Here is a 14,886-nt window from a genome sequence, read left to right on the forward strand (position 1 = left end):
GCGCGGCCCCCCCTCCGCCCCGGGTGTGGGGTCGGCGCGGTTTTCAAGTCGCCGCTGGGGGGGGTCTTCCGTTCGGCCACCCACTCTACCGGGGCGGGCGGGGGTCCCCCGCGCCCCCGCCCGCTTGCGTTTAAGCACTGGGGCTAAGGGTCTCACCCCGGGCTCCCGCTCGTGGTTACATAGGAGGGTTGAACCGGCCGCCCGAGTCCGACCACGGCCTCGGCCACATGGAAGGAAGCACATGACCGACCCCCAGGAACATCCCCCGGTTCCCACGCCCGGAAGTGCCCAAGGCCTGGACCAGAAGGTTGAGGGCGGATGCCCGGTGGCCCATGGCAGCGTGACCTCGCACGGCAGCGAAAGCGAGAATCCGGCGATTGACTCGCCGCAGCCCAAGGGGCACCGCCCGCGGACCGTCGCCGACTGGTGGCCCAACCAGCTCGACCTCTCGGTGCTCCACAGCCACAACCCGGCGGGCAACCCGCTCGGCCCTACGTTCCGCTACTCCGAAGAGTTCCAGCAGCTCGACGTCGAGGCGCTCAAGCAGGACATCATCCAGGTCCTCACCACGTCCCAGGACTGGTGGCCCGCTGACTTCGGCCACTACGGCGGCCTGATGATCCGGCTGAGCTGGCACGCCGCCGGCACCTACCGCGTCCATGACGGCCGCGGCGGCGCGGGCGATGGGAGCCAGCGGTTTGCGCCGCTGAACAGCTGGCCGGACAACGCCAACCTGGATAAGGCCCGGCGGCTGCTGTGGCCGGTGAAGCAGAAGTACGGCCAGAAGCTCTCCTGGGCCGACCTGCTGGTCCTGGCAGGCAACGTCTCCCTCGAATCGATGGGCTTCAAGACTTTTGGCTTCGCCTTCGGCCGCGAGGACGTGTGGGAGCCCGAGGAGATTTTCTGGGGTCCCGAGGACACCTGGCTCGGCGACGAACGCTACATCGGTGAGGGCCAGATGTCCGAGGAAGTGGGCTCCACCGAGATGGGCCTGATCTACGTCAACCCGGAGGGGCCCATGGGCAACCCGGACCCGCTCCTGGCCGCAGCCTTCATCCGCGAGACCTTCAAGCGCATGGCCATGAATGACGAGGAGACCGTGGCCCTGATCGCCGGCGGCCACACCTTTGGCAAGACCCATGGAGCGGGCGACGCCGATGCGCACGTGGGACCGGAGCCGGAAGGCGCCAACCTTGAGGCGCAGGGCCTGGGCTGGCTCAGCACGCACGGTTCCGGCAAGGGTGCTGACACCATCACGTCCGGGCTCGAGGTCACGTGGACGGACCGGCCCACGGAGTGGAGCAACCGCTTCTTCGAGATCCTGTTCGAGCACGAGTGGGAGCTCGTCAAGAGCCCGGCCGGTGCGCACCAGTGGGTGGCGAAGGATGCCGAGAGGATCATCCCGGACGCCCACGATCCGGAGAAGAAGCACCGGCCCACGATGCTCACCACGGACCTGTCGCTGCGGGTGGATCCGGCCTACGGGGAGATCTCGCGGCGCTTCCTGGAGAACCCGGATGAGTTCGCCCTCGCGTTCGCCAAGGCCTGGTACAAGCTGCTGCACCGCGACATGGGACCAGTGGGCCCGCACCTGCTCGGTCCGTGGGTCCCTGAAGCCCAGCTCTGGCAGGATCCGGTTCCGGCCGTGGACCACGAGCTGATCGACGAGCAGGACATCGCCTCGCTCAAGGCCCGGTTGCTGGACTCGGGGTTGTCTGTTTCACAGCTTGCCGGCACGGCATGGGCTGCTGCTTCCACCTACCGCAAGACCGACAAGCGCGGCGGCGCCAACGGTGCCCGGATCCGGCTGGAGCCCCAGCGCGGCTGGGAGGGCAACGAGCCTTCGCAGCTCTCCACTGTGCTGCAGGCGCTTGAGGGGGTGCAGGAGCAGTTCAATGCGGCCCAGGCCAATGGCAAGAAGGTCTCGCTGGCTGACCTGATCGTCCTCGGCGGCTCCGCCGCGGTGGAGAAGGCGGCGCAGGACGCGGGCGTCACTGTCACCGTGCCGTTCCGGCCCGGCCGCACCGACGCTGCGCAGGAGCAGACCGACGTCGAATCCTTCGGATACCTGCAGCCGCGGGCGGACGGGTTCCGCAATTACGTGCGCCCCGGCGGAAAGCTGGCGCCGGAGACTCTCCTGCTGGACAAGGCGTACCTGCTGGACCTGTCAGCCCCGGAGATGACGGTGCTCGTGGGCGGCATGCGGGCGCTCGGCACCAACGTGGGCGGGACCGCGCACGGCGTCCTCACCGACAGGCCGCAGGTCCTGACGAACGACTTCTTCGTCAACCTGCTCTCCCCGGGCACCAAGTGGAAGGCTTCCGAGGGCGAAGAGAACGTCTACGAGATCACCGACTTCGCCACCGGCGAGCTGAAGTGGACCGCCACACCGGTGGACCTGGTGTTTGGTTCCAACTCCCAGCTCCGGGCGCTGGCCGAGGTCTACGCCAGCGACGACGCCAAGGAGAAGTTCGTCAACGACTTCGTGGCGGCGTGGGTGAAGGTGATGGAACTGGACCGCTTCGACCTCCGCTGATCTGTTTTATCGGGTGAGGCGTCCGGGCCGGCTGCAGTGTGCGGCCGGCCCGGACGTTTGCTTGGAGAAGGGGGCAGCTGCTTAGGACCAGAAGTCTGTGGCCTTGGCGGTGTCCTCCTGAAATTCGCGCACCTCGGTGACTTTCCCGTCCCGCAGCGTGAACACGAGGACGCCGTTCTGTTGCATAGACTTCCCGTTGCGCTGTGCCTCAGCGGTTTGCACGCTGACGGTGTGACGGTTCCCGGCAATCACATCCTGCAGCTCAACTTTGGCTGTGCCGCCTGACAGGGTGAACAGTTCGCCGAAGTAGGCCATGATGGCTTGCTTGCCCTGTTTGTCGCCGGCGAGGCCGCCGCTGCCGCCAACGTGGTAGACCGCGTCATCGGCGAAGAGGCCCATCAGCGTTTCCATGTCGCCTCCGTTGGAACGCCCGCTCCGGTTGCTCCGACCGAGACGCTGGTGGTGGCGGGGGTTTACCGGTTCGTGCGGAACCCGATGTATCTCGCGGTGCTCACGATCATCCTCGGCCAGGCGCTGCTGTTCGGCAGCTGGTGGCTTGGCGGCCGGCCAGAACCACCGCAACAGCCTGCGGCGCCAGCTTTACAAGAAGTCAATTCACAGCGTTCGATCCGGGCTGGAATTGGACGGTGATTAACGCGGCGGCCAGCGGGAAGTATGCATGTGTTGGACAGCCGGAGCGAGCGGCCACTGGGGGGATGGTCGTGCCCGAACCGACTGTCCATCCCGCCGGCCAAAGATGGCAGGTTCATCCAGCGGGGGTTATTTCATAATCCCCGCTGGACCTGAGAAAAGGCTGAGGCCGTCCAAGGAAATTGCTGAGAAGCTCCACCTGCGGAATGGCCTGTCCCGCTGACTCGACCGCACAACCCACCTGGTTCAGGCGAGTTTCGTTATCTGGTAAGTGTGGCCGGCCGCCCGGAGTCGCTGGATGAGCACGTTGCCGAGTGCAGTGGCTGGTGTCAGCGACCCTTTCGCGGTGGGCAGCCGGTCGCCGTCGAGGGCAAGAGCGAGTGCAGTCTCGCCTGCCATCACGGCGGTGGCGGCATAGCCGGGATCGCCGGGGCCAGCAGCAACCGCCTGGTATCGGTGCCCGTCCTCGGTGCGGGCGGTCACTTGGGAGTGGAACCAGCCTGCGCGCTGCGTGCTGGTGCTCGGACCCGCGCCTGGTGACGGAAGGCAGCGGTCGAGCACCCTCCGGGTCGGCGGGAACGCCATCGCGCCCGTGAATGCCCGGAGCCCGAGTGCCATTGCCCTGGCGATGACCGCTCCTGCCGGTCCGGGGGCCACCCCCATCACCTCGCCGTACTGGAGGGAGCGGCCGTAGGCCCAGCCCTGCAGTGCGTTGCTGCGGCGCACTACCCGTGTGTTGACCGGGGCCATGATGAAAGGCGCGGTCCAGGTGCCGTCATCGGAACGGCGCACAGGGCCGGCGTCAAGAGGCTGTGGTGTCGTCGGCTCCCTTGTGCGGTCGGGGCTCAGCGCGTAGGGGTCCGCGGCTAATGATCGCAGGGCGGTGCTCGATCGCATCGCGTCGAGCTGCCCGCGCATCGATTCGAGTGTGCCTCCGCTGATGGCAGCCTTGGCGGTAGCAACGAGTTGGACCTCGATCAGACCGCCAGCGCCATCGGCTTCTGCCGCCTGATGAAGCAGCAGTACGGCGAGGTCGGACGGCACGGAGTCGTAGCCGCAGGAGTGCACGATCCTGGCCCCGCTCGTCCTGGCCAGAGCGTCGCAGCGATCGATCGCCTCCCGGATGAAGGACACCTCACCGGCGAGGTCGGCGTAGTGGGTGCCTGCCCGTGCGCAGGCCTCCACGACGGGTAGACCGTGTTTCGCGTATGGACCGACGGTTGTGAAGAGCACGCGTGTGCCTGCGGCCAGGGCGGCGATTGACTCGGCGTCTTCCGAGTCGGTTTCGATAAGGGCCCATCCGTGCGCCGCGATTGGCAACTGCGACCGAACCGACTCGAGTCTGGACCTGGACCGGCCCCCGAGTCCGACTCGCAGGCCGGCCGGTGCATGTTCCGCGACGTAGGCGGCGATCAGTCTGCCAACGAAACCTGTCGCTCCGTAGAGGACGAGGTCATGTTCCCGAGATGCGTTGTCCATAACTGCAGCCTTCCACAGCGGCAACAGCAAGACGACACAAAGGTTCCTTGCCTTGGTCCTCGGAACGACCTGACCTGATTTGGGTTTGACCGGGAAGTCCGGCCGGCCCGCCCACAGCCGGGGACAATTCTCGTAGGATATCCACCGCTACTGCTCCCAGGGACCTACCCCGATGGCTCCCTACTCCGCCGCGGATACCCTGTCATCCCTTCGGGAGCCATCGTCCGGCAACCTTCTGGACTCTTCGTTCGTTCAACCGCACACTGATGCTTGTCGCGCTACAGGCGAGAGGATGTCAACGTGCGGGTTCTGCTTGTGGAAGACGAAGTCCTGCTGGCTGAGACGGTCCGGCAGGGGCTGACGGCCGCCGGCTTCGTCGTGGACGTTTCCCATGACGGTGTTGATGGTCTGTGGGCCGCCACGGAGAACCTCTATGACGTCGTGGTACTGGATGTGATGCTTCCGGGCATGCACGGTTACGCGGTTCTGAAGCAGCTGCGGGAGCGGCAGAACTGGGTGCCGGTCATCATGCTGACGGCCAAGGACGGTGAATACGACCAAACCGATGCGTTCGATTTGGGGGCGGATGACTACCTGACCAAGCCGTTCAGCTTCCTGGTGCTGGTCGCGCGGCTGCGGGCACTTATTCGCAGGGGGGCTCCGGAACGGCCGGTGACTTTGGCAGTGGGTTCGCTGAGGCTGGACCCGACAAAGCGACACGTGACGCGGAACGGGCAGGAAATCTCCCTGACGGCCCGGGAGTTCGGCCTGCTGGTCTATCTGATGCGCAAGCCGGACGAGGTTTTGTCGAAGGCTCAGATCCTCGACAACGTCTGGGACCCGGAGTTCCGGGGCGGGGACAATGTCGTTGAGGTGTATATCGGATACTTGCGGAGGAAAATTGATGAGCCGTTCGGCCTTAGCTCGCTCAGGACGGTACGGGGCATGGGGTACAGACTCAGCGCCGATTAGAGTCCGATGGGCACATCGGCCTGGGGCACGGCCAGCCGGGCCATTGGCGGGAAACTAACCTCGAAGCGGCACCAGCCTTGTGGTGTCTCGGTGGCAATAACGCGGCCATCGTGGGCCTCCACGATGCCACGGGTAATCGCCAGACCCAGGCCGCTTCCGCCCTGGTGGCGTGCCCGGCTCTCATCCAGGCGGACGAATCGCCCGAAGATCCTTTCCCTGTCGGCCACCGGCACGGGGCTTCCATCGTCATCGATGGTCACAACCACTGTCTGAACCATGATCGAGAGCTTCACGGCGATGGTCCCTGCTGCATGGCGGTCGGCGTTGTCCAGCACGTTCCGAAAGGCTTGACTCAGCCGGCCCGGATCTCCCGCAATCTTGGCCGGAACCAGGTCGGCGACGATCCGGTGCTGGCTCGTGGCGTTCACCCTGCGCAATTCAGTGGCCAGAACATCGTCAAGGTCGACATCTTCACGGCGGACGGCCAGTCCTTCGTCGTCGGCCTTGGACAAGGTTAGGAGATCTTCCACGAGGCCCTGCAATCGTTGCGTCTCTTCGGCAAGGATTGGCTGCATGCCCCGCCAGGTCTCTCCGGAGGCGTCAGCGATGGAGATGTCCAAGCCTGTGCGGATTGTGGTGAGCGGGCTCCGCAATTCATGGCTGGCATTGGAGACGAATTGGCGTTGCCTTTGATCGGCTGTTTCGATCCGGTCCAGCATGGAGTTCATTGTGGTGGCCAAGGCCTGCAGCTCGTCGCGTGTCTCAGGGACATCGACCCGCTCGCTCAACCTTCCCGTGTCGATGTGGCTGACTTGTGTACGGATTGTGTCCACCTGGCGCAGTGAACGCCCGACGAGGAAATGCACGGACAGGCCCACCAGGCCCAGCAGCAAGGGCATGGCAACCAATAAAAAGCCGGTGACTATCCGGACCGTGTCTGATTGGGGCTGGATGGTCCGGCCGGCCAGAACCCAGTAATTTCTGCGTTCGTCATCGACGCCCAACACCACAAGGTAGCGCTCGTCAGTGTCCCCCAGGAGGCCGGGGGCCGATACGTTATCGGTCGCGCTCTGGCCACCAGCCGGTCTGAGAGAACTGAGCGGTGCCTCCAATAGCCTGGGCTCCGACGCCCCGATAACCTTCCCCCTCCTGTTGATGATTTGCACCAGGGTGTCGTTATTCATGGTGCTCGTGACCGCCCGGATGGCTTCTTCGGCATGGTGGTCTTCAAGCATGACCGCTATGTCCTGGACCCTGGTCCGTAGCAGGCTGTCAGTACCGGAAACGAGCGCCGACCTCAGTGTAAGGAGCAGCAGTAGCCCTCCGGTCAGCATGGCGATGGCGACGACGGTCATCGCCGCCACAGTGGACTGCCATCGGAGTCCACGCCGTCGCCGTGTTTGCTTTGGTACCCCTACCGGAAGCGGAGCGGCGGACGACGGATTCGCTTGAACCATAGTCCAAGGATTCAGCCTCAACCGTCCAGATGCAATGAGTGCCTATGCCGCTCTCAGGTTCCTCTTATGAGCCTGGCCGCATCATGGAAGGGAACTGGATATGAAATGAGCAATTCGAGGCACAAGAACCGCGGACGATGAACTGCACAGGCATTGGCTGGAGCGAATTGGGTGAATGCATGACTGTTTCCATGAAATCTATTTTTTGCAAATCAAAGTTTGAATGGAAAAAACAAGGGCACGAAGGCCCTCCTGGAATTGGGAGAAATCATGAGCACAAAGTGGGGTTTCGTCGGAATCGTGGCTTTCTTTTGCGTAATGACAGTGATCTGCGCGGTGTTGTACTTCCTAGTGATTTTATGATCCTCGCAGTTCTTCTTCAACGTGGCAGCTAGACAGCCGCATGACTCGTTTCGGTCAGAGCGTTCGCAAAGTGGCTCACTTTTCGACCATCGCTGACAAGTCATGAAGTACATACAAGGGAGGAAGTATGGACATGAACACTTCGAACCAGTGTCCCGTTGCTGGCTGCGATGAGACGGGAGTGAATTTGTCGCCTCATCACGACCCATTTGAATTAATTACTTTTGACCGATTAGCGGCTCGACCGATGGGACTGGCCTGCCCTTTTCATAGTGAGCTCCTGTGGGATCGATATAGGAAGGAGGTATGTGCAGCCTTGATTAGTGCTTCCCGCCGTGGAACTGCTGCCGCGCCCACCTATTCTGTGGCCAGGGTTTCTTGGCGTCTCAACTCCCACAATGACGCCACATCAAAAGCAATTGCGTCTCTACTGGCACTGGGAGAGAGCGCAAATACTCTTTACCTTTGGAGTGGTGAAACTGAGTCAGTCGTTCCACGGAGAAGTGTGGGGAACGCGAAATCCTAAAAAGATCTGCCTGTTCCCCTCCACCGCATCACCGCTTCACCGGCCCAACGTGCATGGTCCCTAGGGGCGAGTCTGGTCATTCCGCGCGGCAAGACCTTCGGGCAGCGCCGCCCGGCCGCAGCCTGTCCGACAGGACGAGCCCTGTAGGTTAGTGGGCATGACTGAACCCGTGGGACAGCTTGCATCCATTTCTCTTGATTGCCCCGATACGGAGGAACTTGCTGGCTTTTACTCACGGCTGTTAGGCCTTCAGGAGGCTTTTGCCACTCCGGACAGAGGGGTCGTCGCCTTAGCCGGAGCTGGCCCGATGCTGACGCTCATGCGTGTCGACAACTACGTCCCGCCGAACTGGCCCAAAGGCCCGCAGCGCCAACAGCTCCATCTGGACATCGCGGTAGAGGAACTGGACACCGCCGCGGAGGCTGCTATCGCCTTGGGTGCCACCTCAACAGCGCACCAGCCTGCTCCCGGACAGTGGCGTGTACTGCTGGACCCCGCGGGTCACCCATTCTGCCTTACGGTCGTCCGCCCCTAAATTCTGCCGTCGACTGTGCCGTGCCAGGCTGCCTGCAGAATAAAGACGGAGAGGGCGATGGCGCCGAGATGACCGCGAGTATCGCGCTCCTGTCCACACCGGCGGAGGTCCCAATGCCAGATACTTGAGATGCTCGCTGTTGAAACAAGACGTTCCATACATTGTCCAGCTGGAGTCGAGCCGTCACCCTAAAGTTCATAGTGGGAGGATCCCTAGGATTCTCTATAGTCTGGGGACAGGAAGCCACCCGACGGAGGGTCAGTGAGAACGTGATCGAAGCAGTTGCCGCGGTAATCGGCCGGAACAACGTCACTATATCCGGCCGGGATGATGGGCCCGTCATGATGTTTGCCCACGGTTTTGGCTGCGATCAGGCTATGTGGCGGAAGCTGCTGCCCTATTTCGCTGATGATTACCGGCTGGTGCTTTTCGATCATGTTGGTGCAGGACACTCCGACATCAACGCCTATGACTGGGACAAGTACGGGTCGCTGAATGGGTACGCGTCGGACCTGCTGGAGATTTGCGCCGCTTTTGAACTTGAGGACGTCATCCTGGTAGGCCACAGCGTCAGCACAATGATCGCCGTGATCGCCGCAGTGCAGGACCCCAACCGTTTCTCCCACCTGGTCCTGCTTGCTCCTTCACCCCGTCATACGGACGACCCGTACGACGGGTACGTGGGCGGGTTTTCGCGGGAAGACATCGAGGGCCTGCTGGCATCCCTGGACAGCGACTATTTCGCCTGGGCCGCGGCCGTGGCGCCCATGGTTATGGGCAACCCGCAGGAGCCGGAACTGGCGGAGGACCTGCGAGCCAGCTTCTGCCGGACAGATCCGACCATCGCACGGCACTTCGCCGGGGTAACCTTTTTCTCCGACACCCGCCCTGAACTGAAAAAGCTGCGCACCAGCTCCCTGATTCTGCAGTGCTCCAACGATCGGCTTGCCCCGCCGGAAGTGGGCGCCTACCTGCACAAGAATCTGGAAAACAGCACCCTGGTGCACCTTCAGGCAACCGGTCACTGCCCCCACGTCAGCGCTCCGGAGGAAACATCCCGGGCGATTCAGCACTACCTCGACACGCGCCCGTGACAGGCGCCGCCGGCCCCTCCCGCTCGACTTTGAAGCCTTCTTTCATCAAGCACCCTGCGGGTGCCTGATAACAGATGATGATGGCCGCCGAGCCCGTAGTTTTGCTCCAGCATGCCCCGCCAGCCTTACGGAAGGTCCAGGTCGTACAGGTCCTGAAGGATCTCGACCTGGTCAAAAGGCAACGGAGGGCCAGTTCATGGGCCACGCACGATGGGCGGGTCCATCCGCGGATGCACACCCCGGTCATGTCCGCAGCAATGACGAGGAACTGCCGGGTGAACCGGACGTCGTATTTATCGGCTAGTCGGGGTGGCAGTCCGGACAGGACAAAGGTGTTGGCGATGTCCTGGCGGTCGATCCGGTCAAGCTTCAGCAGCCCTTGGTCCATCAGGACGGCTGAGGCCTCCCAGAGGGCACCAGCCAGCAGCTTTGCCTGGAACAGGCTCCTGTCGCGACGCTCCGGCGTGATTGAACCTATCCAGTCCTCATCCCCGGTCATCGCCCCGATGCGACCGCCTCTCCGAGTTCGTCTTGCTTCGGATGGAGGGGTCTGCCTATCGACGCAGGAGATTCACCACTTTCACCAGTTTCACCTACTTTCACCAGAGGTGCAGAACCCCTTCAAAACCGACGGCCGACGCCACGTCTCCCGAGCTGGTCGGGCGGGCCGGGCTGCTGGACGAGTTCGAGTACGGCCTCCAGCAGGGTTCCGGCGCGCCAGGACTCTTGACCATCATCACCGGCTCCAGGGGCATCGGCAAGACGGTCATGTTGAGCGGCCGAAGGCATCGCCCGGAATCACGGGTGGGCTGCCGTGATCTCCCGGACAGCCACGCCAGGCTTCCTCGCCGGGGTCGGCGATGACATGCTCCGCCTCCTTGATGAACTAGGGGACGGGCCTCCATCGCGGAAGATCAACGCTTTTTCGGCGGCAGGGTTCGGCCTGACAACCCAAACTCCCCCCGGAGCGGGCCATGGATTGGCGCCGGACCGGGAATGAACTGTTGCACTGCTGGACGGACAAGGCACAGGACCCGTAATCACCATCGATGACATCCATGCCGTCGAGAGGGCCGAAATCGCGCAACTGGCCGCCGATGTCCAGCACTTTAGCCGCGACGGGCTGCCCATCGGGATGATCTTCACCGGCCTGCCATTACCCGTGTCCAACCTCCTCAATGAAGGCGTTGCCACCTTCCCGCGGCGGGCCGACAGGGTCAATCTCCACGAGGCGGCACTCGCGGAAGTCACCGCCTCGTACAGCGAGCTCTTCCGCCAGGGAGGCATCAGCATCTCCCCCGACCTCATCAATGAGGCAGCTGAGGCCACCGAGGGGTATCCCTTCCTGATCCAACTGGTCGGCTACTACCTCTGGCTTGAAGCCGACAAAGCAGGATGGAAACTGGACCAGACCAACGTTCAGCGTGGAATTGCTGCCGCCCAACGACGGAACACCTTGGTGGTCGTGGAGTCAGCTCTGTCGGACATCTCGGAAAGAGACCGCGACTTCCTGGACGCGATGGCCGCCCAGGATGGCCCCTCTGCCGCCGGCCAGATCGGCGCCCTCCTCAAAGCCAAGCGCAACGTCGTGTCCAAGTACCGGAACAGGCTCATCGCTGCAGGCCTGATCGAGTCCGCTGGCTACGTCAAAGTGGACTTCGCAATCTCGGGACTCCGCCAATACCTCCGCGAGTAGATTGACAGAAGGCCGGTTATCGGCGATCCGAAAATGGCCGGGGGAGAGGTCCTAGGGATCTTCCTCGGGCGGCAAACCGGGCCCTGATTTGGTACCCATAAACCTGAAGTCAGAGCCCAGCGCTGGGCCTGAGAATCGCGGCGTCAAGATCTTGGCGCACCCCTTGCCCGGCTCGGTCCGCTTATTGCTCTCACTGCGAGGGAATGTACGTGCCGCGGTGAGCAGGGCCGGCAGGCGGCGCCGTTCCTTCTTACTGCCCGTGTCACGGGGAGCGACGTTTACCCGGTGCACAATAGTGTGACGCTCATCATGGAAAAATCTTGACAATGTTGTACAACAGTTTCCATACTGGTGAGGAAGGGTTTCAAGGAAGCAACTGGAGGACCAATGCCGGCCAAACTTACGGACGTCGCAAAGCTCGCGGGGGTATCGCTGGCGACGGCGTCTAGGGCGTTCAGCGATCCGGGCCGGCTTGCGGCCGAAACGCGTCAAAAAGTGGTTGATGCTGCAGTGCAGCTTGGCTACGACGTGCCCGGTCTGTCCGGCAGCCGGACCTTCGGCGTCGTTGTTCCTGACATCTCCAACGCCGTCTTCGCAGCTCTGATTAAATCCATTCAGGACCAGGCATGGCACGGACGGCACAGGATGGTTCTGGCAGACACCTCTGAATCCTCCACCCGGGAACGGGACCATCTCGAGTCATTCACGACCGGCGTCGACGGCATCATCCTCTGCTCCCCCCGCCTGCCTTCGGACCAGATTCACCAGCTCGCCGGCAGCACACCCCTTGTGGTGATCAACGGTGAGGCAGACCATGCAGCCCGTGTGCTGATGGAAGCCGGCGAAGGCCTCCGCCAGGCCGTGGAACACCTTCATGCACTCGGCCACCGTAAGCTCGCCTACATTCCCGGCCCGGCCTCGTCCTGGGCGAACGGCCAGCGCGTGACAGCAATCAGCCGTTTTTGCGACGACTGGGGAATCGAGCTGGTGACCGTCGGTAACCAGAACGCCACAGTCGATGGCGGCCTTGCCGCTGCAGCATCGGTCGTCGCCAGCGGGGCGACCGCGGTGATCGCCTATAACGACCTCGTCGCGATCGGCATGCTCGCTGGAGCTCGGACCCTCGGATACCACTGCCCCGAAGACATCAGTGTCGTGGGCATTGATGACCTCGACATCGCAGCAGCCGCGGAACCGGGCCTGACGTCCGTGCGGGTTCCGATTGGCCGAAGCGGGTCCCTCGCACTCGAACTTCTTCTGGAACAAATTGCCGGGAAGCCCTCCACTACCGAGGCCGTCCACCTCAGCTCACAGCTCATCGTCCGCGGCTCCACCTTCGCCGCTCGCAACGCAGACCACGCCCTCCAAGGAAAGTAACCATGAGAATTGTCATCGCAGACCCTAACCTGATGCCCCAGAGGGCCACCTTGGAGGCCGCGCTTCCGGCTGGTACCCTCACGTCCTGGCACGACAGCTGGAACGAGCACTCGGTCCTGACCGATCTTAAAGACGCCGACGTCTACGTGGGACCCAAGTTCACCGGGGCCATGGGCGCCCACGCCCCTAACGTTCGCCTGGTGCATGTTGCCGGGGCAGGCTATGACGGCATCGACGCCGACGCCCTGCCGGCCGGCGCGGTGTGCGCCAACACTTTCCACCACGAAAGCTCCATCGCCGAGTACATCGCGGCTTCACTGGTGGCACTCCGCCGGAACCTGCTGGGCCAGGACGCCGCCCTCCGCAGCGGCATCTGGGCCTCCTCGGTGTACTCACAGGACATCCCACAGCCGGAGACGCTCCGCGGAGCGGTTGTTACTTTCCTTGGATTTGGCCATATTGGCAGCGCCGCCTGGAAGCTCCTTCAGGCGTTCGGGGCCGAAGGCATCGCGATCACCCGCAGTGGCACTGTGGACCCGCAGACGAACGGCCTGCGGTGGGCCGGGACCACTGACCGCCTCAACGAGGCGCTCAGTGAATCCGACATTCTCCTCATCAGCATCCCGCTGAGCGCCGAAACGACGGCGCTGGTGAGTACCGAGGAACTGGAAAACCTCGGCGCGAAAGGCCAGGTTGTCAATGTCGCCCGTGGCCCTGTCCTTGACGAGGCAGCGCTCTACGAAGCCTTGAAAGACCGCAAGATCGCCGGGGCCGCAGTCGACGTCTGGTACCAGTACCCCGGTACGGACGGGCGGCGCGTGCCATCCGCATTGCCGTTTGACCGTCTCGACAACATCATCATGACCCCGCACTCCTCCGGCGTCACCGCCGAAACCTTCCGCGGCCGCGCCGTCGAAATCGCCGAAAACATCACCCGACTGTCCAGTAACGAACCCCTGAAGAACGTGGTGATTTCACGATGACCCGCAAAATCGTCGACGTCGACGTCCTGGTTACCAGCCCCAGCCGCAACTTCGTCACCCTGAAGATCACCACCGACGACGGCATCGTCGGCTGGGGAGACGCCACCCTAAACGGCCGCGAACTCTCCGTCGCCAGCTACCTCCGGGACCACCTCGCCCCGGCACTGCTGGGCCGGGATGCCGACCGCATCGAGGACACCTGGCAGTACTTCTATCGGGGCGCCTACTGGCGCCGCGGGCCGGTGACCATGGCAGCCATCGGCGCCATCGACCTCGCCCTCTGGGACATCAAGGGCAAGGCCCTGGGCGTTCCGGTCTACCAACTGCTCGGCGGCGCGGCCCGGGACAAGATCCTCACCTACACCCATGCCACCGGCTGGGACCTGCCCGAGCTCCTCGACTCCGTGGACCAGCGCCGCGAACAAGGATTCCGGGCCGTCCGCGCCCAGTCCGGCGTTCCCGGCCTGGATAAGGTCTACGGCGTCACCAAGGGCGCCGTCAGTTACGAGCCCGCCGGCCGCGGCGCCGGACCCGTCGAGGAGGACTGGGACACCTCCGCCTACCTGCGCCACGCTCCCAAGATCCTGTCCGCGGTCCGGGAGCATGTTGGCCCCGAGCTGAAGCTGCTCCACGATGTCCACCACCGCCTCAACCCCACCGAAGCCGCCCGACTCGCCCGGTCCCTGGAAGACGTGGACCTGTTCTGGCTCGAAGACGTGACCCCGGCCGAGAACCAGCGGCTGCTCCGCACCCTGCGCCAGCAGACCACCATCCCCCTGGCCATCGGCGAAGTCTTCAACACCATCTGGGACTGTGAACTGCTCATCACCGAACGGCTCATCGACTTCATCCGCACCGCAGTGGTCCACGCCGGAGGCATCTCCCATGTCCGCAAGATCCTGGCGTTGGCCGAGGTTTACCAGATCAAGGGCGCCCCGCACGGGCCCTCCGACGTCTCCCCCATCAACCTCTCCGGTTCCCTGCACCTGGGCCTGGCCACCAGCAACTTCGCCATCCAGGAGTACATGGGCTATGACCCGCTGGTGTCTGAAGTTTTCCAGTCCAGCTTCCGCTTCGAGGACGGCTACCTGCACCCCGGAGATGAGCCCGGCCTCGGAGTCCACGTGGACGAGGCCGCAGCAGCCCGCTTCCCGTACAAGCAGGCGTACCTGCCCATCGCCCGGGAGCTCGACGGCTCCATGAAGGACTGGTAACCC

Annotated in this window: 13 protein-coding genes; 10 read left to right on the forward strand and 3 right to left on the reverse strand. The window is 63.5% G+C overall.

Features of this window, described 5'->3' with window-relative positions; translation table 11 throughout:
• The first annotated feature begins 241 nt into the window (after window positions 1-241).
• Window positions 242-2,536, forward strand: a complete 2,295-nt coding sequence (gene katG, locus ACFVYC_RS04665; protein WP_387547248.1) for a catalase/peroxidase HPI — start codon at window positions 242-244, stop codon at window positions 2,534-2,536.
• Window positions 2,537-2,617: 81 nt separating this feature from the next.
• Here the strand turns inward: katG and ACFVYC_RS04670 are convergent, their stop codons facing one another.
• Complete coding sequence (locus ACFVYC_RS04670) at window positions 2,618-2,947, reverse strand: nuclear transport factor 2 family protein (protein WP_387547250.1); 330 nt, start codon at window positions 2,945-2,947, stop codon at window positions 2,618-2,620.
• A 48-nt stretch (window positions 2,948-2,995) separates the two neighbouring features.
• On the opposite strand from ACFVYC_RS04670, the gene ACFVYC_RS04675 reads away from it, so the two are divergent.
• Entirely contained in the window at window positions 2,996-3,187 is a 192-nt protein-coding gene (locus ACFVYC_RS04675; RefSeq protein WP_387547253.1) for a methyltransferase, read from the forward strand.
• 246 nt (window positions 3,188-3,433) lie between these two features.
• Here the strand turns inward: ACFVYC_RS04675 and ACFVYC_RS04680 are convergent, their stop codons facing one another.
• The gene (locus ACFVYC_RS04680; protein WP_387547255.1) at window positions 3,434-4,666 is read right to left on the reverse strand and encodes a saccharopine dehydrogenase family protein; all 1,233 of its coding nucleotides are present in this window, start codon (window positions 4,664-4,666) and stop codon (window positions 3,434-3,436) included.
• A 300-nt stretch (window positions 4,667-4,966) separates the two neighbouring features.
• Between ACFVYC_RS04680 and ACFVYC_RS04685 the strand changes: the two genes are divergently transcribed.
• Entirely contained in the window at window positions 4,967-5,638 is a 672-nt protein-coding gene (locus tag ACFVYC_RS04685) for a response regulator transcription factor (protein WP_387547258.1), read from the forward strand.
• On the opposite strand, the gene ACFVYC_RS04690 is transcribed toward ACFVYC_RS04685, so the two are convergent.
• Complete coding sequence (locus tag ACFVYC_RS04690) at window positions 5,635-6,993, reverse strand: sensor histidine kinase (protein WP_387547260.1); 1,359 nt, start codon at window positions 6,991-6,993, stop codon at window positions 5,635-5,637. The genes ACFVYC_RS04685 and ACFVYC_RS04690 overlap by 4 nt on opposite strands.
• Window positions 6,994-7,274: 281 nt before the next feature.
• On the opposite strand from ACFVYC_RS04690, the gene ACFVYC_RS04695 reads away from it, so the two are divergent.
• The 7 genes from ACFVYC_RS04695 (at window position 7,275) to manD (ending at window position 14,883) form a co-directional block, all read left to right on the forward strand.
• A complete protein-coding gene (locus tag ACFVYC_RS04695) occupies window positions 7,275-7,490 on the forward strand; it encodes a hypothetical protein (protein WP_387547262.1) in 216 nt (71 codons plus the stop codon).
• 651 nt (window positions 7,491-8,141) lie between these two features.
• Window positions 8,142-8,519 carry a VOC family protein gene (locus ACFVYC_RS04700; protein ID WP_387547265.1) on the forward strand — a complete coding sequence of 126 codons (378 nt, stop codon included), beginning with the start codon at window positions 8,142-8,144 and terminating at the stop codon, window positions 8,517-8,519.
• 269 nt (window positions 8,520-8,788) lie between these two features.
• Complete coding sequence (locus ACFVYC_RS04705; protein WP_387547268.1) at window positions 8,789-9,613, forward strand: alpha/beta fold hydrolase; 825 nt, start codon at window positions 8,789-8,791, stop codon at window positions 9,611-9,613.
• A 1,162-nt stretch (window positions 9,614-10,775) separates the two neighbouring features.
• Window positions 10,776-11,309 carry a hypothetical protein gene (locus tag ACFVYC_RS04710; protein ID WP_387547270.1) on the forward strand — a complete coding sequence of 178 codons (534 nt, stop codon included), beginning with the start codon at window positions 10,776-10,778 and terminating at the stop codon, window positions 11,307-11,309.
• Window positions 11,310-11,696: 387 nt separating this feature from the next.
• On the forward strand, window positions 11,697-12,686 hold the full coding sequence (locus ACFVYC_RS04715) for a LacI family DNA-binding transcriptional regulator (protein ID WP_387547273.1): 990 nt from the start codon (window positions 11,697-11,699) through the stop codon (window positions 12,684-12,686).
• Between the two features lie 2 nt (window positions 12,687-12,688).
• Window positions 12,689-13,669, forward strand: coding sequence for a 2-hydroxyacid dehydrogenase (locus tag ACFVYC_RS04720; RefSeq protein WP_387547276.1), 981 nt, complete (start codon window positions 12,689-12,691; stop codon window positions 13,667-13,669).
• Complete coding sequence (manD, locus tag ACFVYC_RS04725; RefSeq protein WP_387547279.1) at window positions 13,666-14,883, forward strand: D-mannonate dehydratase ManD; 1,218 nt, start codon at window positions 13,666-13,668, stop codon at window positions 14,881-14,883. Before ACFVYC_RS04720 ends, manD begins: the two co-directional genes overlap by 4 nt.
• The last annotated feature ends 3 nt before the right edge of the window (window positions 14,884-14,886 follow it).

The sequence above is a fragment of the Pseudarthrobacter sp. NPDC058329 genome (genome assembly GCF_042879835.1).
Classification (GTDB): Bacteria; Actinomycetota; Actinomycetes; order Actinomycetales; family Micrococcaceae; genus Arthrobacter.

Bases quoted from the DNA above. Each gene is read 5' to 3' on its own strand.
- katG (WP_387547248.1), top strand. From the start codon at position 242: ATGACCGACCCCCAGGAACATCCCCCGGTTCCCACGCCCGGAAGTGCC.
- ACFVYC_RS04670 (WP_387547250.1), bottom strand. From the start codon at position 2,947: ATGGAAACGCTGATGGGCCTCTTCGCCGATGACGCGGTCTACCACGTT.
- ACFVYC_RS04680 (WP_387547255.1), bottom strand. From the start codon at position 4,666: ATGGACAACGCATCTCGGGAACATGACCTCGTCCTCTACGGAGCGACA.
- ACFVYC_RS04690 (WP_387547260.1), bottom strand. From the start codon at position 6,993: ATGACCGTCGTCGCCATCGCCATGCTGACCGGAGGGCTACTGCTGCTC.
- ACFVYC_RS04695 (WP_387547262.1), top strand. From the start codon at position 7,275: ATGACTGTTTCCATGAAATCTATTTTTTGCAAATCAAAGTTTGAATGG.
- ACFVYC_RS04700 (WP_387547265.1), top strand. From the start codon at position 8,142: ATGACTGAACCCGTGGGACAGCTTGCATCCATTTCTCTTGATTGCCCC.
- ACFVYC_RS04715 (WP_387547273.1), top strand. From the start codon at position 11,697: ATGCCGGCCAAACTTACGGACGTCGCAAAGCTCGCGGGGGTATCGCTG.
- ACFVYC_RS04720 (WP_387547276.1), top strand. From the start codon at position 12,689: ATGAGAATTGTCATCGCAGACCCTAACCTGATGCCCCAGAGGGCCACC.
- manD (WP_387547279.1), top strand. From the start codon at position 13,666: ATGACCCGCAAAATCGTCGACGTCGACGTCCTGGTTACCAGCCCCAGC.